Below are 22137 nucleotides of genomic sequence, written 5' to 3'. Positions count from 1 at the left end.
GTATTTTTATTGTTTCATTAAACCTAGCTTATAAGGTGTTACTTAGTTTTTATCGGGCCTACACGAAAAGTAAGTTCTTCTTCATGCCCATCTTCAGGGAACAAATCTTCTCCAAAACATTCACTTACTTCACATGTGGTTTCAAAACTACGAGCTAAGCGGCGGAATAGCGCCTGTGATGCTTCGTTTGACGGTGTAACAGTTGCTTCAACATAATTTACTTCATGACAACCTTCACGTTGTACCAATGCATGGAGTAATTTTGAAGCCAATCCTTTTCCTCTTTGAGAAGAATGAACACCAATCTGCCAAACAAACACAACATCTTGTCGTTCTGGAGGAATAAAAGCAGTGACGAATCCAACAACTTGATCATCTTCTTTTGCGACCACACACGTTTCTGCAAAAAATTCACACATCATAATGTATTTATAAGCAGAGTTTTGGTCGAGTGTTGACTCATTAACTAATTCCCACATCGCTGCTCCGTCTTCCACAGTTGGTTTCAGAAATTGAACAGATCCTGTTTTTATGGGAGCAGGAGCCATTTGACTTTTAATATTGGTATCCCCCTTGTATCCAAATTTTGTTTACTCATTTATCATACGGGGAGTCTTGAAAGGACGCAACTTAGCTTAAATGGGATTAATTAGCGTGAGACACGATAAGGTGGGATTAAGGTATGTAGGAACATTCATTGCTGAAATTGCTACTAAATGGTTAAGTTTTCTAACTAATTGAAATAGACAGACTGAATGAAAAGAGTGAAAAATCCTTATTTTATAAGGATTGCAAGAGGGTTAATCAAATTGAAAGAAAATAAAAAAAAGAGGAAAACACCTCAATAAAAAGGCTGTTTTCCTCTTTGGGGGTCATGATTTTATTACGATTTGCTTCGATTTGCAGCGCGATCAGCAGCTCTAAACTCTGATCCATAACGAACTTCTTGGGCTTTACGTAATGTGCTTCGCTCTTCTTGAGCTCGACGTTTCCTACTTTCCATCCTGACCACCACTTTCTATAAGGTTACTATCAGTATGGTCAAAATCATGAAAGTTAATCGTAAAGCTACTGAAAAAGTGCTCGTTTACTTAGGACTTGAAAAGGAGCTTTGATCTCGCTCCCGGGATGGGGGGCACGCTTTCCGCAGGCGGACGTTGAACTAACCGGCTGCGCCGGTGGATTTCAACCTGCCCTTCCCTCCTGCAGGAGTCGGCCCCCCATCCCGTCCGCTTGTTGAGAGGAAAGATAGAAATTCCCTACATTTCAACGATCAAAAGAAACTAGGGGAAATAGCGCGAAGAAGGCACTGAAAAAGTGGCCTTTCCATTCACGCTTCTTTTATTTCTAATTCATCCTGCATTGTTCTCATTAGATGAAGGTGATATTGGTCTTTTTCAATCTGGAAAAGGTTATAGACGTCTTCTTTTTCGTTGATTTGCGTGTACACATCGCGTCTAAATTCATTTGCTAGTGTGCAGTAAGGTAATTTAGTTGCTGCCATATAGGACCTTACATTTTCTTTTCGTATACGCATAAATACGGTTTGGATATCACAAGAAAAGAAGAGCTCTTCAAAGAATGCATCTTTCGCTACTTGGTTATACCCTTTGCCAAAATAAGGTTTGCCAATCCACGTTCCTAAGAATCCGCTTTGATTGGAAATGTCAAATAAGTTAATGGTGCCAATTGGTGCGCCCCACTCATCGACAATGGTGCGGGAGATGAGCTCGCCGCGTTCTTCTGCTTCAATTGTCTGTTTTGTTAAGAACACAAACTCATCATATGAATATGCCTTCTGACGAACAAATGGAAACACGGCCGGGTCCACTAACAATTCGAACAAAGCATGACAATCAGCGACGTCTCGTTTTTTTAAGATCACAAAAAGCCCTCCTTTGGATGAGGGCAGACTTGTGCCACCCTCGAATTTAATAATGTTGCCTATCAAATTCGGGGTGGGAATCGAACCCACTAGAACCAGCAGAGCTGGTGGCGCACCAATTGCCTTCCCAATGCTTATTTAATCGTTTATTAAGCGATTTAGGGGATTCTAGCGTGTTTATATTAGTGAAACAGTATAATAAGACTATAATTCGTTTGTTTACTCTTGAATCCTTCTATATATTAAATGTTTTTGGCGAAAAAAGATACCTATTTTTTATAAATTTTTCGTGAAAAAATCTCCCAATTCATAACTTTTTCTTTATTTTTTTAACAGATTCTCTAAAGCAGATAAAAGAGTAGGATACAGATATGGATAACTACTTGAAATAGCTTTGTTTGGCAGTACTTTTTGGCCGTCCAAAACAAGAGTACTCATCTCACCTAATAAAAGGCGTAAGGCAAATGATGGGGCAGGGAGATAGTGAGGCCTATTTAAAACATGAGCTAATGTTTTGCCAAACTCATTCATTTGACAAGGAAAAGGAGTGGTTAAATTAAATGCTCCTTCTAGGTTTGGTTGAGTGGCAGCATAGGAAAACATTCGAACGGCATCGTCAATATGAATCCAGCTTAGCCACTGCTTTCCGGAACCGAGTGGACCTCCAATAAAGAAACGATACGGAAGTAACATCCTATTAAGCGCCCCTTCATTTGGATCTAAAACGACACCTAGTCTACAGAAAACAACTCGTACACCGTAGTTAGAAGCTTTTTTTGCTTCATTTTCCCATTTCTCAACAACGTTTGATAGGAAGTCGTCCCCGCTAGATTCCGATTCTTCCGTAAAGGTCTTGCTTAACGAGGTGCCATAATAGCCGATGGCTGAGGCATTCACAAGGACTTTTGGTTTGATGGGTAATTGTTCAATTAATTGAATAATCGATTGAGTAGACGTGATTCTGCTTTGAAGGATGTTGGTCTTTTTTTGTTTGGTCCATCTTCCTGACCCAATGGATTCTCCCGCGAGATTAATGATCGCATCAACTTCATTTAGGTGATCGATTGGCTTTGCTTCCTCATGAAGCCACTGGACATAGTGAACAGAAGGTAAGACTGGTTTATTTGAAGCATCTCTTGTTAAAATGTAAATAGAATGTCCTTGATTCGTTAAATGGTCAGTGAGTTTCTTACCAAGAAAACCGGAACCGCCTGCAATCACAATATTCATTCCGTTCGCCTCCTGTTACAGTAATAATCGTATGTTTAGTTTAATTGTAGTCGGAGATGTTTTGCAAAGGTTTAGTAGCATAATCTGGGGGTGTAATTTGATGGCCGTAATAGCCAAAATTGAAGTACAAAAACGCAATAAAAGTCGATATAACGTCTTTTTTACAAAAGGACAGTCGTTTGAATATGCCCTAAGTGTCGATGAGGACCTTTTAATTAAGCATCGTCTGACGAAGGGCTTGGAAATAGATGAGAAAACATTAATCCAATTAATTGATGAAGACGAAAAGAAAAAAGCCTATCATCTTGCCATTAATTATCTTTCTTACCGTATGCGCTCTGTTAAAGAGATGAAGCAGTATTTAGAAAAAAAGGAGAAAGAGCCAAAGCATATTAACGCAGTGATAGATGAATTGCTTCAGCAAGGATTGCTAAATGATGAGGAATTTGCACAGGCCTATATAAGGTCAAAGCAGCTAACATTAATGAAGGGTCCGCTAAAGCTGAAACAAGAGCTTGTACAAAAAGGGGTAAGTGATGCGGTCATTGATGCGGCGCTAGCAACCTTTACAGAAGGGGAACAAAAGGAAAAAATCGTCACGTGGTTAGAGAAGCAGCAATCAAAGAAAAATAGCAAAGTGAGTAGCAAGGCTTTTAAAGAGAAACTATCGAGCCAACTCATAACAAAAGGCTATTCACAGCGCGTGATTGTAGAAGCACTTCAGCTTGTCGATTTTCCTGAAGAGAGTTCAGAAGAGTGGGAAGCAATCTGTTTTCAAGGAGAGAAGATTAGAAGGAAGCTTGAAGGGAAATATACAGGTTGGGAATACGAGCAACGGTTCAAACAGCAATTGTATCGCAAAGGATTTCCGATGGATGTCATTGAACAATATCTAAGCGAAGGAGACAAGTAAACGAGGACACTGAAAAAGGTGAAAAACAGAAGGCATTGAAAAAGTCCTTTTAGAAGGTTCGAGGAAGCAGCAATGGCTCCGCACGTTGAAACCTGATATGAGAAACCCCTCTCATATCAGGTTTTTATAAAGCTGTTATCCTAAAGAGTGTTGCTGTGAATAATTGGTTTTTCTCGTAGTGAAATGGAGCGGAAGTCACTCGATACCTGCGAGGTGCAGAGGGAGGGGCGAGACCCCACACGGCCGAGGAGGCTCGGCACCTCCTTGAGGGTGCGAGTGACTGAAGCGCAATGGAACGAACATAGAGAAGCGAAAGCAAAGAGAACGGTAGCTAAAGAAGGGTGTTGACTCCCGAAGAGAAGCGAAAGCAAAGAGAACGGTAGCTAAGAAAGGGTGTTGACTCCCGAAGAGAAGCGAAGACAAAGAGGACGGTAGCTAAAGGAGGGTGTTGACTCCCGAAGAGAAGCGAAGACAAAGAGGACGGTAGCTAAAGGAGGGTGTTGGCACCCGAAGAGAAGCGAAGACAAAGAGAACGGTAGCCAAAGGAGGGTGTTGACTCCCGAAGAGAAGCGAAGACAAAGAGAACGGTAGCCAAAGGAGGGTGTTGGCACCCGAAGAGAAGCGAAGACAAAGAGAACGGTAGCCAAAGGAGGGTGTTGACTCCCGAAATGAAGCGAAGACAAAGAGAACGGTAGCCAAAGGAGGGGATTGACTCCCGAAGAGAAGCGAAAGCAAAGAGGTCGGTAGCCAAAGGAGGGTGTTGACTCCTCGATTTTCTGGGCTTATTGGGATCATCCTTGCGTTCTTCTTTTAACCAATTTCTTTGTTTGTCAGGATGGTTTCAATTATAATAAAAGGAGGATGAACGGGAGGGATGTATCAAATATGGAACAACTACAAAAACGATTTAGTGAAATGACGGAATATGAATTACGAACGGAAATTGCACGCTTGAATGAAAAGGCTAAAAAAGCGGAACAATTAGGGATGTCAAGTGAATTTGCTGTATATGAGCGCCGTGTATTATTAGCGAAAGCCTATTTGTTAAACCCTGAAGATTTTAAGCCGGGAGCGACATATGAAATGGAAGGCGGCTCTTCATTTCAAATTTCCTACATGAACGGTTATTTTGCATGGGGATATCGTGACAATCAAACGAATTTAGAGGCTGTGCCTATTTCATTATTTGTTAAAAAAGAAGGAGAAGAGTAATTTCTTCTCCTTCCATAATAAAAAGTTATCTTTGCTCAGCTTTTCTGTGTAATCGAACTTTAATGTCGGTTTGACTCATCTGAGTTTCACCGCCAATTTGTTTGGAAGCGTGCTTTGGATTAGCACGAGGTGAATCAAATGGACTTTTGTATTCTTGTCCAGCTTGGAAATTCATGCTCCTCTTACCCATAGGTTGGCACCTCCAGAAACGTTGGTTGCAATGAAAGAATTCTTATTGCAAATTAATTGTTCGTATCACCATCAGTGTTTCTCATGCGATCTCTAGGTCGGGTATTAATGCTGAGATCAGCACGTTTGGATTCATTTCTGTTTCTAATATCCTTTGGTGAATTCCCCTCGAACTTAATATGGTTCGGAAAGCCCTTTGCTTTGTTTCGCATTGGTAGACCCCCTTTCCAACGTGTTCAATAGTATTATTAACAGACACAGATAAGTTATGAGACGTAAACATTGTCAAAGGAGGAAACGGTGTGGAAGATAGGTTTCAACGATTAACGGAGCAATTATTATCCATTAATTCAACGATTACAGCAGCGCAAGCAAGAACGTGGGTTGAAAGTTTATGGGAGGATTTTGAAACAACAAGGGCGAAAGGTGGTTGGTCTTATCAAGGACAAGATCAGACCGAAAAGATTGTGACAAAGTGGATTAGCCAATATGGACCATATTTACATAAATACAATCCGAGTAAAGAAAAGTTTGCCCATTTAAATAAGGATGATGACGTGAAGCACTAAAGAAAGAGGGTTTCTCACGGTAGGCTTTTAAACCTTTCCTGAGAAACCCCTTTTACTTATTCGGTAACAATATTTAATTTCTTTTGGAGCGTTTCTTCACTAAATACCCAACCCGTATAAGAGCTTAGAATGTTTAGGTCTTGATCAAGCTGCACAATGGCTACAAAAGGGTAATGACCTTTGCTCCGGTATCGTAAATCAACAAAGCGTACTTCTGTAACATTGTCTTCTTTGTCTTCAACTTCCCAGCGATACGAAGGAGAAAACGATAAGAATGCTGATAAATTTGGATCTTTCCTGGCTGCGTTAATAACTGGAATATCTGGAATCGGATCGAATGAATATTGCTCAAAATACTCTATTTTGTGATTTCTAGATTCCGTAACAAACATGATATCAGGTGTGCGAATGACTACATGCCATTGATTCCATCTGATCGTAGGAGAGACAAAGATATGGCTTGCATCTGGATGCAATTTCTTTGCATGGTTGACAACTCGCTGCTTTTCCCCAATGCGCCAAATATAATATCCAATTAAGACTAAATATAATAGCAAAATGGTTGGTCCTGGTCGTGCTAAGCCTAGTCCCCATATGCCAAACGCGACAAGGTGACTGAAGAAAATAAATGGATCAAAGATGTTAATAATCCCAAGAGCAATCCACTTATTCGAAAAGGGTCTAAGAGCTTGTGTTCCATACGCATTAAAGATGTCGACAAACACATGTAGAAAAACGGCAATAAAAGACCATAGCAACACGATCGACCAGTTCGTCTCCGGAGTGAAAAGTAAAATGCCACTTGTCACTAAAAGAGGCCAAATAAAAAGAGCGGGAACGGAATGGGTAATGCCACGATGGTTACGTATGTATACAGCATTATTTCGTAATTTTAATACTGTATCAAAATCAGGTGCTTGAGAACCGATGATTGTAGCGATCATGACCGATGTGGGAAGCAATGGATCATTTGCGATTGTTGGGCTTAATGTTGCTAATCCACCGAGAGCAACCCCCATAACAACATGAGTACCTGTGTCCATCGTGTTGAGATACCTCCTTATCGATCTAAAACATGGTATAGTTTATTTATACCCGAAAAGTCACTGTTTAAAAAGGGGAGATTGGAAAAATGACAAAACCTTTACAGATTTTTATGGAATACAAAGTAAATAAAGAATACATCAATGAATATGAGCAAGCAATGAAAGAGATTATCGAGGTTCTTCCTGATTATGAAGCAACCAATATTAGCTGGTATGTTGCTGATGACCAGCCACATTTGTATGTCGAGATGTTTGAGGTACCAACAACCTCTCATTACCAAGCATTAAAAAAACTACGTCGGTCAAATGAACATGCTATTTTTAGCAAAATGGTACCACTAATTGAAGGGGGAGCAGAGAAAATACACTGCTGGGCCTTTGTAAGGAAGGAATCGTGAGTTTACCTTGGAACAAATGCATTTACAAGATTTTTACATCACAGAATTTCAAGATGATTTAGTTAATTGGTTTCTCGAGAATCAACGTGAGCTGCCATGGAGAATGTCAAAAGATCCTTATCGCGTTTGGGTATCGGAAATTATGTTACAGCAGACAAGGGTAGATACCGTTATCCCGTATTACAACGCGTTTATGAGAGAATTTCCGACGCTTGAGGCTTTAGCAGAAGCAGAGGAGGATCGTATTTTAAAAGCGTGGGAAGGGCTTGGTTATTACTCACGTGTACGCAATTTGCAGACAGCTGTTCGTGAAGTGGTGGAACAGTATGAAGGGCGTGTGCCTGATACAAGAGAGGAGATCTCTTCTTTAAAAGGGGTTGGACCGTATACGGCTGGAGCAGTCTTGAGTATTGCTTACGGAAAGCCTGAACCTGCTGTGGATGGAAACGTTATGCGTGTTCTTTCTAGAGTCCTATTGGTCGAAGAGGATATTGCAAAGGCATCCACGAGAAAGATCTTTGAAAACATTTTATATGATCTTGTCTCTAAAGATGATCCATCTTCATTTAATCAAGGCTTAATGGAGCTAGGGGCGTTAATTTGTACACCTACTTCTCCGGGTTGCCTGCTTTGTCCAGTGAGGGAGCATTGTCGTGCGTATGACCACGGAAAGCAAAACGACTTGCCGATCAAGTCAAAAAAGAAAAAACAAACAGCAAAGCAGATGGCAGCTGTCGTTCTTCGTAATGAGCGTGGAGAAGTGTTGATTGAAAAACGACCAGAGACAGGATTGCTCGCACGACTGTGGCAATTTCCTAACGTTGAAGTCACGGATGGACGGTCTGTCGAAGAGCACTTTCAGGCCAGCTACGACATTGAAGTTGTACTAGATGAACCGATTCAAAAGGTTGAACATGTTTTTTCTCATTTAATATGGAATATAACGGTGTATGAGGCGCAAGTGAGTGGGCAGCCAGACGGCGGACAAGCAACAAGAAAGTGGATACCTGTAAAAGATATAGAAAAATATGCTTTCCCTGTTTCGCATCAGAAAATCATACAAAAATCGTTGTTGTAATGGAGGAGTACGTATGGATTTACAATTAACAGATAAAGTCGTACTTGTGACGGGTGGTTCAAAAGGAATTGGGTATGCCATTGCCAAAGCGTTTCATCAAGAAGGAGCTAAAGTGGCGATTGTCGCAAGAGGGCAAGAGGCGCTCAATGAAGCCAAAGCACAGTTACAAGATCAGATTGTAACGATTCAAGCTGATATGACAAAGGAAAATGAAAGAGAACAAGTAATTAGCGACGTGTTGGATACCTATGGTACGGTCGATATCCTTGTGAACAATGTAGGGGGGAGCAATGGTTCGACAACAGCTGAAACAGACCTTGATCTGTTTCATGAAGCATTCGAATTAAATTATTTCTCTGCCGTTCATTTTAGCAAGCTTGTTCTTCCTTATCTTAAAGAAAAGCAATCAGGAAGCATTATTAACATATCATCCATCTTTGGAAGAGAGTCAGGCGGGAAAGTAACATACAACAGTGCAAAAGCCGCAATGATTAGTTTCACAAAAGCCTTGGCTGATGAGGCCATCAAGGATGGCATACGTGTAAATGGAGTCGCACCAGGTTCTATCCTTCATCCATCGGGTAACTGGCAAAGAAGACTCGATGAAAACCCAGAAAAAATCAACCAATTTGTTCAAGATGAAATCCCTGCAGGGCGGTTTGGAACAGCAGATGAAGTAGCCAATGTTGTCACATTTCTAGCCTCGGAAAAAGCAAGCTGGGTTGTTGGAGCAACGCTGAATGTCGATGGCGGACAATCGAAGTCGAATTATTGAATTGGGGTCAGACCCCTCTGGAGGTCTTTACAGTACAAAAGCGGGGTTAGACCCCGCTTTTGTTATTGATCATCATTAATCATATGAATTTCTTTTATTTTTTGTTTTGTTTCGGCGGTTCCTAGGCGGTATAGTTCTTCGTAGACATCATTTAACCCTCGTTGATATTCGTTTTTGTCTTCATCTACTTTTTCGTCATCAAAATGGCGGAACGTCACTAAATTCCCTAGTTCAAGGTCATGAGATTGGACTTCGTGTAATAAATCTTCTAATGCTTTTTTCTCAGCTGGTGTGGCTGCAATTTCATATTCAATTAATTGTCCATCATCGACTCTAGTCGGGCTAATCGTATCCATGCTAATGGGATTTAAGTTAACGTAGAACAATTCTTTTTCCATTAAAAAAAGCTCCTTTCTAAATGAGCTACTAAAAAGGGCTTCTCAAACAAACCTTAAACAGTAGCCTGTTATGTTGTTTATATTCCCCATAAAAATAAACTTTAACAAACAAAAAAGAGTGGGGGTCAAATAGAAATGAGGTTTATCGGAATGGGTAGGTCCGTTTCAATAAGTGTTCAAGAAGATTCAATCCTACGGGTTTAAGCCCTGGAATGACCTTATTTCAACGATTCACCGACAACCGCAACGAACTTCAAAAGGTAGGGTGAAGAAAAAGAAACGAGGAAGGCCGAGGAAATATCCCGTCGTACTAAGGCACTAAAAGTACTAGTTCTATAAAAGAAAAAAGGAACATGTCTTCACTCTTGAGTGGTGTTCCTTTTATTAATCTCTACACAATATACACATGTAAAATAAACACATTTAAGGACCAAAAAGTAAACCTAGCAGGGGAATGACACGGAGACTCCTGCGGGACCAGTGACCCACGTGTGAGACCCCGCAGGCGATGCAGCCGAGGAGGCTCACCGGGCACCCGCGGAAAGCGGAGTGTCATTCCCCTGCGGAGGGTTCCCCATTGACTTATGTAAGGAAATTCCTGTTTTCTGCAAGGCTAGTGAGGTGTTTACTCAAATAACGGAACGTAGGACCATTTAGTTTGGTAAGCCAAATAATTACCTCAATTAACTGCAATAAAAAACAGAGTCTAAAACCTACACGGTATCCTACTCTGTTTCCCCACGTTATTTAATGAGGCCACTAAAAAAAGTACGATTTTTACCTTTTTCAGTGGCCTCTTATTTTATCTTTATGCAACCCTTCGTTCCTACTTGGAATGCTCTAAAATAATTCGTCCGTCGTATTCTTTTTTCTCTAATGCTACATGAGCTTGCGCGGCTTCTTCATATGGAAACACTTTGCCGATGTGTGCGGATAAAGCACCGCTTTCTATGCCTTTTGATATAAAGTGGCCGGCATTCACTAATTCTTCTTTTGGCGCAGTGAATAGAAGGACACCAATAAGTGAGGCATGTTTCATATTTAATTGACGCCACATTAGTGGAGGTGTGTTGTTAACCGGTGATCCTATAGTAATGATTCGACCGCCTAATTTAATGATTTCTAGATCTTTCTCCATGTTTTCGCTAAAGGACATATCTAAGATGAGGGAGACCCCTTCATCGTTTGTTCGTTCTTTTACACGCGTAACAAGGTCCTCCGTCGTGTACACAATCACTTCATCGGCGCCAGCTTCTTTAGCAATTGCTGCTTTCTCTGGAGTACTAGCCGTTGTAATAACTGTAGCACCTGCATTTTTGGCGAGTTGAATCGCTGCATGGCCTACAGCACCAGCTCCTCCGAAAATAAGAACGGATTCATTTTCTTTTAGCTGACCTCTGTTAAATAAAGACAAATAAGCTGTCATATAGGGCATAGCTATGGCTGCACCATCTGCAAATGACGATTCATTCGAAAGAGGAAAAACAAGGTCACTAGAAACAGCAACGAATTCTGCAGAAGCACCTTTGGCATTTGTTGCCCAAACGCGATCGCCGATGTTCACATTATTCACATCAGTGCCTTTTTCCACAACCTCACCTGCTACATCAAAGTGGGGGATGTGAGGAAAGGACTCGACCGGGCGGATTCCTTTTCTAAAATATGTATCAACTGGATTAATGCCGCTTGCCCTAACCTGTATGAGCACTTCATTCGTTTGTATGGATGGCTTGGCAACTTCAGAGACTGTTAAAACTTCAGGGCCTCCGTATGTTTCGTAAATAACCGCTTTCATCTTTACCACTCCTTTGCTTCATTGTCTTTTTTAGTGTATAGCAAAAGTAGGTAAATTCCTATAAAAAACCGTTAACAAATTAAAGCCCTCAGAGAGCGAAAAGTTCCCTGAAGGCTTACCACCTCTTGCCTTTTAATCATAGTGAGGTTTTGTTCCTTGAGTCCATGTTGCTTCTTGATGCAAGCCGCCTCTTGCTTCGATTTCACGAATGATTTCTCGATGGATACTGGCCCCTTCTGCATTGAGATAAGGAGTCATTTGTTGTAATCCATGATGAAAATAAGCAAGCTCTTTATCAGTCCATTGGTCAATGGACATCATAGAGAGTTCGGTCATGTCTCTTCCGACATACATGTAATCCACTTCCTTTTACTAGGTTTGGTTGTAGTGTTCCTGTTCTGGGAGTGACCTATACGATATAATAAGGGCATATGAAAATATTGGAGGATTGTATATGGAACAAAAAGTTGCATTAGTCACTGGTAGCAGTCGAGGAATTGGCAGGTTGATTGCTTTAAAATTGGCCGAGCGAGGCTATGATATTGTTGTCAACTATGCAAGAAGCAAACAAGCGGCATTAGATGTAGCTGCAGAAATTGAACAGCTAGGACAAAAAGCTCTAGTTGTCAAAGCAAATGTAGGAAAACCTGAAAAAATCAAAGAGCTCTTTGAAAAAATTGACGAGGAGTTTGGTCGATTGGATGTTTTAGTGAATAATGCAGCATCTGGAGTTCTTCGTCCTTTGATGGAACTAGAAGAAAGCCATTGGGATTGGACAATGGATATTAATAGCAAAGCCCTTTTATTTTGTGCGCAAGAAGCAGCAAAACGAATGGAGAAAACAGGTGGCGGTCATATCGTAAGCTTGAGCTCATTAGGATCGATCCGTTACTTAAAGAACTATACGACAGTGGGAGTATCAAAAGCGGCTGTAGAAGCCTTAACACGTTATTTAGCTGTAGAGTTAGCGGAAAAAGGAATTGTCGTTAATGCGGTTTCTGGTGGCGCTGTCGATACAGATGCCTTAACGCATTTCCCAAATCGTGAGGAACTTTTGGCAGACGCAGCACAAAGAACACCAGCTGGACGAATTGTCGAAGCGGAAGACTTGGCCAACACGGTATTATTTTTATTATCCAAAGAAGCCGATATGATTCGTGGTCAAACGCTTATTGTTGATGGGGGAATTTCTCTTTTAACATAAAATAAATTTAGTTGCATAAAGGATCTCATCGCCGGACATCTTAATAGTCGTGGAGGTGATATCACATGGATAGACAACAACAACAACAAGCATCTAAAACAAATGCTCAACAAGTAAGAAAACAAAACCAACAGTCTGCTCAAGGCAACAGCTATGCGACTGAGTTTGCTAGCGAAACGAACGCTCAAGAGGTTCGTCAGCAAAACGCTCAATCTGCAGCTCGTAAGCAGCAGAACTCTTCAAACCAACAATAGTAAGACTTAAAAACAAAGCACCCTTTGGCAACTCGTCCAAAGGGTGCTTGTTTTTTTGTACATAGACTTTTACCTATATTAAAGCTTAACATTTCAAATTAACTGACAAAACGTTATAATAGAAAGTGAATGTAAGCAAATGAAGTGATTAAGTTAGTTTTATTGGTAGAGAATAGAGTAGACGAGCTTATTTTAAAAGTGGATACGTATGAACTACTCTACCCTACAGGCGTCCGAAACTATGCAAGGAAGGGAGTTTGACATGAATTTTCCCAAAGTAGGAAGTAATATTGAAATCCATAGCTATAAGCATAATGGATTGATTCATCGCATTTGGGAAGAAACGATTGTGCTTAAAGGGACGTCAAAGGTTGTAATTGGAGGGAATGACCGTATTCTAGTGAAGGAATCGGATGGAAGGAATTGGAGAACGCGAGAGCCGGCTATATGTTATTTTGATTCCGAACAATGGTTTAACACAATTGGTATGATACGATCAGATGGTATTTATTACTATTGCAACCTAGGGTCACCTTTTACTTGGGATGAGGAAGCAGTGAAGTATATTGATTACGACCTCGACATTAAGGTGTTCCCAGATATGACCTTTAAGCTCTTAGATGAAGATGAATATGAGCTGCACCGGAAACTTATGAACTATCCGCCAGCTGTAGATGACATTCTTAAACGAAGTGTCGATGAATTAATCTCATGGATTCACCAAAGAAAAGGACCATTTGCCCCACAATTTGTGGAAAGCTGGTATGAACGATTTTTACAATATCGATAAAGAAAGGGTCTGACTCTCGGGGGTGGCTACCAATGGCTCTCCATGTGAGTCAGGCTTTTGTCTTAAAAAGAGGGGGTGACGAAGCTGAATAGTATTAAACGCTATATGGCATTCGTCAAGCCGTATTGGAAGGAAATTATCGTTACCATCATCATCGGAATTTTTAAGTTTGGGATTCCGTTATTGCTGCCGTTAGTGATGATGTATGTAATTGATGATATTATCTTCGCTGAAGCGATGGCACAAGATGAAAAAGTGTCATTGTTGCTGAAAATTATGGCCGTTATGTTTGTTATTTTTGTCTTTTTGCGTCCGCCGATTGAATACTTTAGACAGTATTTTGCGCAGTGGATTGGAAGCAAAGTTCTATATGACATAAGAGATCAATTATTTACCCATATCCAAAAGCTGAGTTTGCGTTATTATTCGAATCGCAAAGTAGGAGAAATCATTTCTCGTGTTATACATGACGTTGAACAAACGAAGAATTTTGTGATAACAGGGTTAATGAATATTTGGTTAGATTTAATTACCATTGTTATTGCTATTATCATTATGTTAAATCTAAACGTTTGGTTAACGCTTGTTGCTATTTCGATGTTCCCGTTGTATGGCTTCTCAGTGAAATACTTTTATGCCAGACTTAGGCATTTAACGAGAGTGCGTTCACAAGCATTAGCGGAGGTACAAGGACATTTACATGAACGTGTCCAAGGAATGAGTGTGATTCGAAGCTTTGCGCTTGAGGACCATGAGCAAAAGCAATTTGCAAAAAGAAACACCCATTTCCTAGATCGAGCCATTGATCATACAAAATGGAATGCTAAAACGTTTGCTGTGGTTAACACAATTACAGATGTGGCACCATTACTCGTTATATTTGTGGCGGGCTATTTTGTTATTATGGGCAATCTTGAAGTGGGGGCGATGACAGCATTTGTCTTGTACATGGAGAGATTGTATGGGCCGTTAAGGCGTCTTATTAATTCGTCAACAACTTTGACTCAATCGATTGCTTCGATGGACAGGGTCTTTGAGTTTATTGATGAAAAATATGATATTGAAGATGAGCCTCATTCCAAGCCGCTACAGCGAGCTCAAGGTCATCTTGAGTTTAGAAATGTAACCTTCCATTACGATGATGATGAAAAGCCTGTGTTAAAAAATTTACAGCTAGATGTGAAACAAGGAGAGACCATTGCGTTTGTAGGAATGAGTGGCGGTGGGAAAAGTACGTTGATTAGCTTAATTCCTCGTTTCTACGATGTGACGTCTGGTCAAATTTTATTAGATGGGACGGATATTAGAGAGTTCAAAGTGCGTACTTTGCGTGACAACATTGGGATGGTTCTGCAAGATAATATTTTGTTTAGTGATTCGGTTAAGCAGAACATATTAATGGGAAGGCCCGATGCGAGTGAGGAAGACGTCATAGCTGCAGCAAAGGCGGCGAATGCACATGATTTTATAATGAATCTTCCAAAAGGGTATGACACGGAAGTGGGCGAGCGAGGTGTGAAGCTTTCTGGTGGCCAGAAGCAACGTGTCGCGATTGCTCGTGTGTTCTTGAAGAATCCACCAATCCTCATCTTTGATGAAGCAACGTCAGCTCTGGATTTGGAAAGTGAGCATTATATTCAAGAAGCTCTTGAAGTGCTAGCCAAAGACAGGACAACCTTTATCGTTGCTCACCGCCTTTCTACGATTACCCATGCTGATCGGATCGTTGTGATTGAGAATGGTGAAATTGCTGAGGTTGGCAGTCATGAAGAGTTAATAAGCCGTAAAGGGAGCTACAAGAAGTTATTTGAAGTTCAGCAGTTGAATTGATAAGGTCATAAAGAGGCTACTTCAAAAGGTGAAAGTTCAAACCTTTTGAAGGGGGAGGGCAATGGCTCCGTTCGCTACGCGCCTTGAGAGGAGAACCCCACTCCTCTCAAGGCTTTAAAAGAAGTAGCGACTCCGCTCATGCATAGAGGCTTCTTCAAAAGGTTAAAGTTCAAACCTTTTGAAGGAGCCTCTTATTCATCATCTCGTTCTTGAATTTTAACCTCATTTTCCTCCTGGTGATACGTAAAGAAGCTGTCTACAAGGTGGTTGAGGTGCTCAAGTTGTTCTTGGTATTCGATCATTTGTGAAACAGCAGGTAACAGGTGTAACCATTGATTGTAATCAATGCATGAATGGTTTTGCAGGCCGATATAATAACTCATGAGTTCTTCTTTCCCTTTATTCATCTTAAGAACCAATTCATCGGAATGACTTGAATGAGCTTTTCCGACATACCTTAGCAAAATTCGATCATGATAAGTGGTCAAGTAATGAAGCTGCTTTTCGAATTTTTTATGTGTGTCCTCTGCCATCAGATTCAACTCTTCAGATCGTCTTTCTAAATTTTTTAACACAAATAAGGCTTTTTTTGTTGCGACGATCATCTGACGGTAAAGGACTACTTTTCGTGCTTTGCCGTATTTATTTTTCATAAAATAATTTCGTTCTTCTTTATAGAGCAAATATAAATTCTCGAGTTTAAGAACTTGTTCTTCTAAACGATTTAAGTCGCTTTTTAACGAGCGATGATCGGCTGCGTGGCGGATGTGTAACATCGTCCATTGGTTGATATCTTCCGTTGCTTTCGATATTTTATGATAAAGCTTTGTTTCGTATTTTGGTGGGATAAAAAGCAAATTAATAATAAATGCCGCGACAACCCCAAGTAGAATAAGAGCAAAGCGCCCGGCAGCAAACTGGATAAAATCAGTTGCAGGACTTTCCATGATAATAATGACCGTCACGATAGCTAGTGGAATGGTCGTTGGCTCTAACTTCACCTTTAAAATAATTGAAATGGCTAATACGACAACCAAACCGACGACAAAAGGATCATGACCAAATGTCATCACAAAAATAACGGCTAATATGGCTCCGATTAAATTTGCTTGAATTTGCTCCAAAATCGTTTGAAACGTTCGGTATAGGGATGGTTGCACAGCAATTGCTGCTGCTAAGGCGGCAAACATTGGTGGGTCAAGTTCCAACCAAATGGCCAAGTATAAAGAAAGCATTACAGCAAGCCCTGTTTTAAATATTCGAGCCCCAAGTTTCATATGGTACATTAACTCCTTTGTTCGTTCACTTGGAATCATAAATCCTTCGATAGTGATAGTATTTCAGTTGTCTCACAATAATACCCGGAAAAATGAACACCGAAGCGTACTATACAACGGATATGGGTACGAATCAAGCTTTTTTATTATCGTTGCAAAAAAAGATGACTAACGTATGAGGTGGGACCCAATAGCTCTTAGTTCAGACCTTTTGGGGCACGAAAACGTTAGTCATCTTGTATTCATTATTTATTCATGGCGGCGAAGGATTCATCGACGGCTTGTAATGTTTCTTTTATATCTTCCTCTGTATGAGCAATCGTTAAGAACCATGCTTCATATTTCGATGGAGCAAGATTGATTCCTCGCTTTAACATCTCTTTAAAAAAGCGGCCGAACTGTTCGCCGTTTGAATTCTCGGCTTGCTCATAATTGACGACTTTATCAGAAGTGAAGTAAAGAGTTAATGCCCCTTTTAGGCGATTGATTGTAATCGTCTGGTTATGTTTATTAGCAAGGGACTGAATTCCTTCTTCTAATAAAGCACCTAATTGATCTAATTTCTCGTACGTTCCTTTTTCTTTTAATACTTCTAAGCAAGCAATTCCTGCACTCATTGATGCGGGATTTCCGGCCATCGTTCCTGCTTGATAGGCAGGGCCAAGTGGAGCCACTTTTTCCATAATATCAACTCGACCGCCGTAAGCTCCGATCGGTAATCCGCCACCAATTATTTTCCCTAGAGCCGTCATATCTGGTTCGACCCCTAAATAATTTTGAGCTCCTCCATACATAAAGCGAAAAGCTGTAATAACCTCATCGTAAATGACAAGAGCACCTGCTTCGTGAGTAAGAGTGTTAACAGCTTCTAAGAACCCGTCAACAGGCTCGACAATTCCGAAATTCCCTACGATTGGTTCAACTAATACAGCGGCTATCTCGTCGCCCCATTTTTCTAAGGCAGCTTTGTATGCTTCGATATCATTAAACGGAACGGTAATGACTTCCTTGGCGATGCTTTTGGTCACTCCGGCTGAATCTGGAGTACCAAGAGTAGAAGGTCCAGATCCTGCAGCTACTAAGACAAGATCTGAGTGTCCGTGATAGCAGCCGGCAAATTTAATGATTTTATCTCTTCCTGTATAAGCACGTGCGACGCGGATCGTTGTCATCACAGCTTCCGTTCCAGAATTGACAAAGCGAACCTTTTCTAGGGAAGGGATCGCTTCCTTGAGCATTTTTGCAAATTGATTTTCAAGTTTTGTTGGTGTTCCGAATAAAACGCCATTCTCAGCAGCTTGTTGAATGGCTTTGGTTATATGGGGATGAGCATGCCCTGTAATAATTGGTCCGTATGCAGCTAAATAATCTATGTAACGATTTCCGTCAACATCCCAAAAGTAAGCACCCTGTCCTTTTTCCATAAAAACAGGTGTCCCGCCACCTACGCCTTTGTACGCGCGTGAAGGGCTATTCACCCCTCCAACGATATGCTCTTGAGCTTCTTTATATAAATGTTCTGATTGTGTCCGGTCCATGTTTTGCCTCCTTAATATAGTTCAATATCTTCTGTTTGTATCTAACCATAGAGGAGCGTTTGGGGCAAGTTCAATGATTCTATACAAGCTATCAACTTCATAAAATTAGTGTGAGAGAGGTGATCAGGGTGAATTGGTTATTATCGACTGCGTTAATTATCGCAACTGTTGGGACAATCGTTAGTTTATTGATGCTCTTGCGGTACCGTCCCGTTCGGGGAACCTACTCAGTGTCACTAAGGCACTTTACCCTCCTATTACTTGTTTATATCACAGTTATCTTATCCTTTTCTAACTTGTATTTAGGTCTTGAAATGTTAGGAATTGCCGTGCTGAAAGAAGGGAATTCTCATGTGGAAGGAACGGTGAACCACCTTATTGAAGATATTGTTTATTTTAGTGCGGTGACACTTCTTTCTGTAGGATATGGTGACTTAGTGCCAGTAGGGATTGGCCGGATTATTGCGATGGTGCAGGCTCTATTTGGGTACTTACTTCCTGCAGCCTTTGTTGTCACATCGGTTCTTCAAGTGGCTAAGAAGGAGGAATAGTTGTCATTTGAAAGGTTCTAAGCTACGCTATAAGTAAAAGATTTGAAAGGATGAGTATTTTGACGATTCAAGTTGGACAAGAGGCTCCACTATTTTCATTGCCAGCTAATAACGGTGAAGTGGTTTCATTAGAGGAATATCGTGGGAAGAACATTGTATTGTATTTCTATCCAAAAGATATGACACCTGGATGCACGACTCAGGCTTGTGACTTTCGTGATAAGGTAGAAGACTTTTCTGAGCTTGATACGGTTATTTTGGGTGTTAGCCCAGACCCTGTTGCTCGCCATGAGAAATTTATTGAAAAGTATGAGCTTCCATTCTTATTATTAGCAGATGAGGATCACAAAGTGGCCGAGCAGTATGGAGTGTGGAAGTTAAAGAAGAATTTCGGGAAAGAATACATGGGCATCGAACGTTCGACCTTCATCATTGATAAACAAGGGAATCTTGTTAAGGAATGGAGAAAGGTAAAAGTAAAAGACCATGTAGCAGAAGCTCTTTCATTTGTGAAGGATGAAATGGAAGGAAAGTAATCGTTTGATTTAAGTGGCAACTACTGCCTCCAATTTGAAAGATTTAAAAAAGTAAAGTAGGAACACCTTACTTTAAAGCAGAATAGTTGTAGGTATAACCTTTTAGAATGGAGGAAGAGTCGTGAAGCTGCTCGTTTGTATTATTGATAATGTGTATGCTGATGAGGTTGAATTAAAATTAAAAAAGCAAGGCTATAGAATGACTGAGTTAGCTAGTTCAGGTGGTTTTTGGAGAAAGGGGAATACAACATTCCTATTTGGGGTTGAAGAAAAGGATATCAAAGAATTGCAGGATGCTTTGAAGGTGGTTTGTTTGGATCTTGAAAGGAAGAAGCAAAGAAGCAGCAAGCAAGAACATCGATATACATCGTTTTTGTTAGATGTCAAAGACGCAGCTCCTTTTCTTGCGATAGGAAAGTAGTTGGATTAGCGCAAGATTGACAAATTGTCAAATTGTATATTATACTAATTATAAAGTAAGAATGGTTACTTGAAAGAGAGGTGCATGACAATGTCTGATCATCGTTTGCAAGATGCACTTGATGCTTTGAAAAGCACCCGTGTCCGTATGACTCCGCAACGTCATGCGATTCTAGAATTCCTATATGAATCAATGACCCATCCAACAGCTGATGAAATATATAAAGCTTTAGAAGGGCGTTTTCCTAATATGAGTGTCGCAACTGTCTATAACAATTTGCGCGTCTTTAAGGAAGCTGGCATCGTTAAAGAGTTAACATATGGTGATGCATCGAGTAGATTTGATTCAGTAACATCGGATCATTACCACGTGATTTGTGGGGAGTGTGGAAAGATTGTTGATTTTCACTATCCAGGGTTAGATGAAGTGGAAACCCTAGCAGAGCATGTAACAGGATTTAAAGTTCATAGTCACCGTATGGAGATCTATGGAACTTGCCCTAAGTGCAAAGAGAAAGTTGAACATTAGGATACCTTCTGATTGATGAGGGTGTCTTTTTTTTACTTTACATTCAAAGAAGAGGCGCGAAAAAGGTACTAACCTTTTTCGCGCCTCTTCTTTAGTTATTTAAAACTAGCTTATTTTTTCTTTGTTTTACGATTGTAATTTTCATCAAATTCCTTGCCTTCAAGTGACTTGTCCATGGTTAGAGGTTCACTGCAGTGCATGCAGGCGTCAACCCGACCGAGCATTTTTGTCGCTCCACCACAGCTTGGACAGACAACCTGAATCGTCTTCGTTGAAAGCATCCCGATCCAAAAGTAAACAACTGTACTTCCAATAATAAAAAGAAAGCCAATTAACATCGCTAGTGTCATAACGATGTAAGATTCTCTGAAGAAGATACCAATGTACATAACGAGAATTCCTACAAATACAAGAGACAATGCAAAGGTTCTAATTTTATTAATTTTGTTTGTATATTTTAAAGCCATCAATAGTCCCTCCTAAATCTAGTTGTAGTATAGCATAGATCATCACCGTTCTTCCTTAAAGAAATGTTAACAGTTAAAGAAGATTCCTTAGTTCTTTAGCAGGAGATGCCCCTTTTGTGTAGAACTTGTATGTCTGAATCAGTCTAAGATGAATGGCTAGTTTAAAACGGGGAGCTTGTGAATCTGACTGTGGGCTGTTGATGTTGTATAAGAGAGGGGAAGAATGAAATGGATGTATTGTTACGACAACTTTATCAAGACCGTGCGAGTGAGGAAGAGACATTAGCGATTCTTCTAGTGGAGAAAGAATTTTTGCCTTTGTCGGTTACGGATGGTTTTGATGTCGTTATAGTGCTTATTAATCACAATCAAAATATTTCATGGGAAGTTAAACATTATACATTGGGGGAAAAGCGGGTTTCGTTACATTCACTTAGCCAAGCGATGATGCATCAAACGTTAATAGTTGGTAACCATAGAAGGTTGGTTGATTGGTTAATTAATGGGAAGATTGTTTTTGATCGGAATGAATTTTTAAGTAATGTAAAAGAAAGGATTGATTCTTTTCCTCCTGGTGATCGCACGAAAAAAATGACGATCCAATTCACGAAAATGTTAAGAAGGTTTGAGGAAGGGAAGTTATTATTTTATAATGGGCATCATTTTGATGCGTTTAGTAATATGATGCATTCGCTTCACCACTTAGCTCGTTTGTCGGTGATTAATCATGGCTTTTATCCGGAAGTGACCGTGTGGGAGCAAGTAAAAAAGATTGAGCCACAAACGTATAAGTTGTATCAAGAGTTGTTAAAGAGTGAAGAGTCGCTTGAGAAGAGAATTGAGCTTCTCATATTAGCAACGGAACTTGCTATTCATTCAAAAACAGAATTGGGAAGCCAGCATTTTCTCTCTTTATTAATTAGTAGAAGTGAGGAGTTGCTGTCAGTGGCTGAGTTAATGTCGTTGCCTGAGGTGGAGGACTATAGTGTGGACCTGGAACTCCTTCTTCGTCATTTAGTTGAAAAAGAGTTGATTGAAAGTGCACGAGTGGCGACTAAAGTTGAAGGAATTGAAAAGGTATTTTATCGTTTGAAAAAAAATTGAAATATATTGTTGACGTATTAATTGTATGATGATATATTATTACTTGTCGCTGACGAGGCGTCGGAAACGAAAAAATAACATCGAAAAAAACATTTGACTTCAAATGATGTAAGATGTTATGATAGTCAAGTCGCTATCGAGTGACAAGT

At 40.3% G+C, this 22137-nt stretch carries 28 protein-coding genes; 15 read left to right on the top strand and 13 right to left on the bottom strand.

The window, feature by feature from the left end; all coding sequences use genetic code 11:
• Positions 1 to 38 precede the first annotated feature (38 nt).
• The 4 genes from ectA to LQ50_RS03165 form a co-directional block, all read right to left on the bottom strand.
• Positions 39 to 548, bottom strand: a complete 510-nt coding sequence (ectA, locus tag LQ50_RS03175; RefSeq protein ID WP_034626154.1) for a diaminobutyrate acetyltransferase — start codon at positions 546 to 548, stop codon at positions 39 to 41.
• A 335-nt stretch (positions 549 to 883) separates the two neighbouring features.
• On the bottom strand, positions 884 to 1003 hold the full coding sequence (locus LQ50_RS24825; RefSeq protein WP_084138611.1) for a YfhE family protein: 120 nt from the start codon (positions 1001 to 1003) through the stop codon (positions 884 to 886).
• Between the two features lie 327 nt (positions 1004 to 1330).
• Positions 1331 to 1882 carry a GNAT family N-acetyltransferase gene (locus LQ50_RS03170; RefSeq protein WP_034626483.1) on the bottom strand — a complete coding sequence of 184 codons (552 nt, stop codon included), beginning with the start codon at positions 1880 to 1882 and terminating at the stop codon, positions 1331 to 1333.
• 324 nt (positions 1883 to 2206) lie between these two features.
• On the bottom strand, positions 2207 to 3115 hold the full coding sequence (locus LQ50_RS03165; RefSeq protein WP_034626153.1) for a TIGR01777 family oxidoreductase: 909 nt from the start codon (positions 3113 to 3115) through the stop codon (positions 2207 to 2209).
• Between the two features lie 100 nt (positions 3116 to 3215).
• Here LQ50_RS03165 and recX point away from each other — a divergent pair, with 100 nt between their 5' ends.
• The gene (recX, locus tag LQ50_RS03160; RefSeq protein ID WP_034626152.1) at positions 3216 to 4028 is read left to right on the top strand and encodes a recombination regulator RecX; all 813 of its coding nucleotides are present in this window, start codon (positions 3216 to 3218) and stop codon (positions 4026 to 4028) included.
• Between the two features lie 885 nt (positions 4029 to 4913).
• Positions 4914 to 5240 (top strand): YfhH family protein, encoded by a 327-nt coding sequence (locus LQ50_RS03155; protein WP_034626151.1) that lies wholly within the window; start codon positions 4914 to 4916, stop codon positions 5238 to 5240.
• A gap of 25 nt (positions 5241 to 5265) precedes the next feature.
• On the opposite strand, the gene LQ50_RS24820 is transcribed toward LQ50_RS03155, so the two are convergent.
• The gene (locus LQ50_RS24820; RefSeq protein WP_084138610.1) at positions 5266 to 5430 is read right to left on the bottom strand and encodes a YpzG family protein; all 165 of its coding nucleotides are present in this window, start codon (positions 5428 to 5430) and stop codon (positions 5266 to 5268) included.
• A gap of 52 nt (positions 5431 to 5482) precedes the next feature.
• Positions 5483 to 5641 (bottom strand): small acid-soluble spore protein K, encoded by a 159-nt coding sequence (gene sspK, locus LQ50_RS24815; RefSeq protein WP_084138609.1) that lies wholly within the window; start codon positions 5639 to 5641, stop codon positions 5483 to 5485.
• A gap of 90 nt (positions 5642 to 5731) precedes the next feature.
• On the opposite strand from sspK, the gene LQ50_RS03150 reads away from it, so the two are divergent.
• Positions 5732 to 5998 (top strand): YfhJ family protein, encoded by a 267-nt coding sequence (locus LQ50_RS03150; protein ID WP_034626150.1) that lies wholly within the window; start codon positions 5732 to 5734, stop codon positions 5996 to 5998.
• A gap of 56 nt (positions 5999 to 6054) precedes the next feature.
• Here LQ50_RS03150 and LQ50_RS03145 read toward each other — a convergent pair whose 3' ends face one another.
• Complete coding sequence (locus LQ50_RS03145; protein ID WP_034626149.1) at positions 6055 to 7041, bottom strand: metal-dependent hydrolase; 987 nt, start codon at positions 7039 to 7041, stop codon at positions 6055 to 6057.
• Between the two features lie 89 nt (positions 7042 to 7130).
• On the opposite strand from LQ50_RS03145, the gene LQ50_RS03140 reads away from it, so the two are divergent.
• From LQ50_RS03140 to LQ50_RS03130, 3 genes are read left to right on the top strand one after another with little or no spacing between them, the layout of a single operon-like run.
• Entirely contained in the window at positions 7131 to 7442 is a 312-nt protein-coding gene (locus LQ50_RS03140; protein ID WP_034626148.1) for a hypothetical protein, read from the top strand.
• A gap of 16 nt (positions 7443 to 7458) precedes the next feature.
• Positions 7459 to 8520 (top strand): A/G-specific adenine glycosylase, encoded by a 1062-nt coding sequence (gene mutY / locus LQ50_RS03135; RefSeq protein WP_152608151.1) that lies wholly within the window; start codon positions 7459 to 7461, stop codon positions 8518 to 8520.
• A 13-nt stretch (positions 8521 to 8533) separates the two neighbouring features.
• Positions 8534 to 9295: an SDR family NAD(P)-dependent oxidoreductase gene (locus LQ50_RS03130; RefSeq protein ID WP_034626145.1), complete on the top strand. Its 762-nt coding sequence runs from the start codon at positions 8534 to 8536 to the stop codon at positions 9293 to 9295.
• Positions 9296 to 9357: 62 nt separating this feature from the next.
• Here the strand turns inward: LQ50_RS03130 and LQ50_RS03125 are convergent, their stop codons facing one another.
• The 3 genes from LQ50_RS03125 to yfhS form a co-directional block, all read right to left on the bottom strand.
• A complete protein-coding gene (locus LQ50_RS03125; protein ID WP_034626144.1) occupies positions 9358 to 9693 on the bottom strand; it encodes a hypothetical protein in 336 nt (111 codons plus the stop codon).
• A gap of 826 nt (positions 9694 to 10519) precedes the next feature.
• A complete protein-coding gene (locus tag LQ50_RS03120) occupies positions 10520 to 11488 on the bottom strand; it encodes an NADPH:quinone reductase (RefSeq protein ID WP_034626142.1) in 969 nt (322 codons plus the stop codon).
• Between the two features lie 132 nt (positions 11489 to 11620).
• Complete coding sequence (gene yfhS / locus LQ50_RS03115; RefSeq protein ID WP_034626141.1) at positions 11621 to 11842, bottom strand: mother cell protein YfhS; 222 nt, start codon at positions 11840 to 11842, stop codon at positions 11621 to 11623.
• A 100-nt stretch (positions 11843 to 11942) separates the two neighbouring features.
• Here yfhS and fabL point away from each other — a divergent pair, with 100 nt between their 5' ends.
• The 4 genes from fabL (at position 11943) to LQ50_RS03095 (ending at position 15566) form a co-directional block, all read left to right on the top strand.
• On the top strand, positions 11943 to 12692 hold the full coding sequence (fabL, locus tag LQ50_RS03110; RefSeq protein WP_034626139.1) for an enoyl-[acyl-carrier-protein] reductase FabL: 750 nt from the start codon (positions 11943 to 11945) through the stop codon (positions 12690 to 12692).
• Positions 12693 to 12757: 65 nt separating this feature from the next.
• Positions 12758 to 12946, top strand: coding sequence for a gamma-type small acid-soluble spore protein (locus LQ50_RS03105; protein ID WP_034626138.1), 189 nt, complete (start codon positions 12758 to 12760; stop codon positions 12944 to 12946).
• Positions 12947 to 13208: 262 nt separating this feature from the next.
• The gene (gene ntdP / locus LQ50_RS03100; RefSeq protein WP_034626482.1) at positions 13209 to 13736 is read left to right on the top strand and encodes a nucleoside tri-diphosphate phosphatase; all 528 of its coding nucleotides are present in this window, start codon (positions 13209 to 13211) and stop codon (positions 13734 to 13736) included.
• Positions 13737 to 13820: 84 nt separating this feature from the next.
• A complete protein-coding gene (locus LQ50_RS03095) occupies positions 13821 to 15566 on the top strand; it encodes an ABC transporter ATP-binding protein (protein ID WP_034626480.1) in 1746 nt (581 codons plus the stop codon).
• Between the two features lie 191 nt (positions 15567 to 15757).
• Here LQ50_RS03095 and LQ50_RS03090 read toward each other — a convergent pair whose 3' ends face one another.
• Positions 15758 to 16843: an FUSC family protein gene (locus LQ50_RS03090; protein WP_034626137.1), complete on the bottom strand. Its 1086-nt coding sequence runs from the start codon at positions 16841 to 16843 to the stop codon at positions 15758 to 15760.
• A 245-nt stretch (positions 16844 to 17088) separates the two neighbouring features.
• Positions 17089 to 18381: a glutamate-1-semialdehyde 2,1-aminomutase gene (locus tag LQ50_RS03085; RefSeq protein WP_034626135.1), complete on the bottom strand. Its 1293-nt coding sequence runs from the start codon at positions 18379 to 18381 to the stop codon at positions 17089 to 17091.
• A 128-nt stretch (positions 18382 to 18509) separates the two neighbouring features.
• Here LQ50_RS03085 and LQ50_RS03080 point away from each other — a divergent pair, with 128 nt between their 5' ends.
• The 4 genes from LQ50_RS03080 (at position 18510) to perR (ending at position 20417) form a co-directional block, all read left to right on the top strand.
• A complete protein-coding gene (locus tag LQ50_RS03080; protein ID WP_034626132.1) occupies positions 18510 to 18932 on the top strand; it encodes a potassium channel family protein in 423 nt (140 codons plus the stop codon).
• 59 nt (positions 18933 to 18991) lie between these two features.
• Positions 18992 to 19468 (top strand): thioredoxin-dependent thiol peroxidase, encoded by a 477-nt coding sequence (bcp, locus tag LQ50_RS03075; RefSeq protein ID WP_034626130.1) that lies wholly within the window; start codon positions 18992 to 18994, stop codon positions 19466 to 19468.
• 121 nt (positions 19469 to 19589) lie between these two features.
• Positions 19590 to 19889: a cyclic-di-AMP receptor gene (locus LQ50_RS03070; protein ID WP_034626128.1), complete on the top strand. Its 300-nt coding sequence runs from the start codon at positions 19590 to 19592 to the stop codon at positions 19887 to 19889.
• Between the two features lie 90 nt (positions 19890 to 19979).
• Complete coding sequence (gene perR, locus LQ50_RS03065) at positions 19980 to 20417, top strand: peroxide-responsive transcriptional repressor PerR (protein ID WP_034626125.1); 438 nt, start codon at positions 19980 to 19982, stop codon at positions 20415 to 20417.
• 110 nt (positions 20418 to 20527) lie between these two features.
• Here the strand turns inward: perR and LQ50_RS03060 are convergent, their stop codons facing one another.
• Positions 20528 to 20884, bottom strand: coding sequence for a YgzB family protein (locus LQ50_RS03060; RefSeq protein WP_034626121.1), 357 nt, complete (start codon positions 20882 to 20884; stop codon positions 20528 to 20530).
• Positions 20885 to 21112: 228 nt separating this feature from the next.
• On the opposite strand from LQ50_RS03060, the gene LQ50_RS03055 reads away from it, so the two are divergent.
• A complete protein-coding gene (locus LQ50_RS03055; protein ID WP_034626118.1) occupies positions 21113 to 21988 on the top strand; it encodes a nucleotidyltransferase-like protein in 876 nt (291 codons plus the stop codon).
• The last annotated feature ends 149 nt before the right edge of the window (positions 21989 to 22137 follow it).

It is taken from the genome of Halalkalibacter okhensis, from assembly GCF_000787375.1.
Classification (GTDB): domain Bacteria; phylum Bacillota; class Bacilli; order Bacillales; family Bacillaceae_D; genus Halalkalibacter; species Halalkalibacter okhensis.
This window is presented reverse-complemented; position numbering and strand designations above follow the sequence as displayed.

Bases quoted from the DNA above. Each gene is read 5' to 3' on its own strand.
- ectA (WP_034626154.1), bottom strand. From the start codon at position 548: ATGGCTCCTGCTCCCATAAAAACAGGATCTGTTCAATTTCTGAAACCA.
- LQ50_RS24825 (WP_084138611.1), bottom strand. From the start codon at position 1,003: ATGGAAAGTAGGAAACGTCGAGCTCAAGAAGAGCGAAGCACATTACGT.
- LQ50_RS03165 (WP_034626153.1), bottom strand. From the start codon at position 3,115: ATGAATATTGTGATTGCAGGCGGTTCCGGTTTTCTTGGTAAGAAACTC.
- recX (WP_034626152.1), top strand. From the start codon at position 3,216: ATGGCCGTAATAGCCAAAATTGAAGTACAAAAACGCAATAAAAGTCGA.
- LQ50_RS03155 (WP_034626151.1), top strand. From the start codon at position 4,914: ATGGAACAACTACAAAAACGATTTAGTGAAATGACGGAATATGAATTA.
- LQ50_RS24820 (WP_084138610.1), bottom strand. From the start codon at position 5,430: ATGGGTAAGAGGAGCATGAATTTCCAAGCTGGACAAGAATACAAAAGT.
- sspK (WP_084138609.1), bottom strand. From the start codon at position 5,641: ATGCGAAACAAAGCAAAGGGCTTTCCGAACCATATTAAGTTCGAGGGG.
- LQ50_RS03145 (WP_034626149.1), bottom strand. From the start codon at position 7,041: ATGGACACAGGTACTCATGTTGTTATGGGGGTTGCTCTCGGTGGATTA.
- LQ50_RS03140 (WP_034626148.1), top strand. From the start codon at position 7,131: ATGACAAAACCTTTACAGATTTTTATGGAATACAAAGTAAATAAAGAA.
- mutY (WP_152608151.1), top strand. From the start codon at position 7,459: ATGCATTTACAAGATTTTTACATCACAGAATTTCAAGATGATTTAGTT.
- LQ50_RS03130 (WP_034626145.1), top strand. From the start codon at position 8,534: ATGGATTTACAATTAACAGATAAAGTCGTACTTGTGACGGGTGGTTCA.
- LQ50_RS03125 (WP_034626144.1), bottom strand. From the start codon at position 9,693: ATGGAAAAAGAATTGTTCTACGTTAACTTAAATCCCATTAGCATGGAT.
- LQ50_RS03120 (WP_034626142.1), bottom strand. From the start codon at position 11,488: ATGAAAGCGGTTATTTACGAAACATACGGAGGCCCTGAAGTTTTAACA.
- yfhS (WP_034626141.1), bottom strand. From the start codon at position 11,842: ATGTATGTCGGAAGAGACATGACCGAACTCTCTATGATGTCCATTGAC.
- fabL (WP_034626139.1), top strand. From the start codon at position 11,943: ATGGAACAAAAAGTTGCATTAGTCACTGGTAGCAGTCGAGGAATTGGC.
- LQ50_RS03105 (WP_034626138.1), top strand. From the start codon at position 12,758: ATGGATAGACAACAACAACAACAAGCATCTAAAACAAATGCTCAACAA.
- ntdP (WP_034626482.1), top strand. From the start codon at position 13,209: ATGAATTTTCCCAAAGTAGGAAGTAATATTGAAATCCATAGCTATAAG.
- LQ50_RS03090 (WP_034626137.1), bottom strand. From the start codon at position 16,843: ATGAAACTTGGGGCTCGAATATTTAAAACAGGGCTTGCTGTAATGCTT.
- LQ50_RS03085 (WP_034626135.1), bottom strand. From the start codon at position 18,381: ATGGACCGGACACAATCAGAACATTTATATAAAGAAGCTCAAGAGCAT.
- perR (WP_034626125.1), top strand. From the start codon at position 19,980: ATGTCTGATCATCGTTTGCAAGATGCACTTGATGCTTTGAAAAGCACC.
- LQ50_RS03060 (WP_034626121.1), bottom strand. From the start codon at position 20,884: ATGGCTTTAAAATATACAAACAAAATTAATAAAATTAGAACCTTTGCA.
- LQ50_RS03055 (WP_034626118.1), top strand. From the start codon at position 21,113: ATGGATGTATTGTTACGACAACTTTATCAAGACCGTGCGAGTGAGGAA.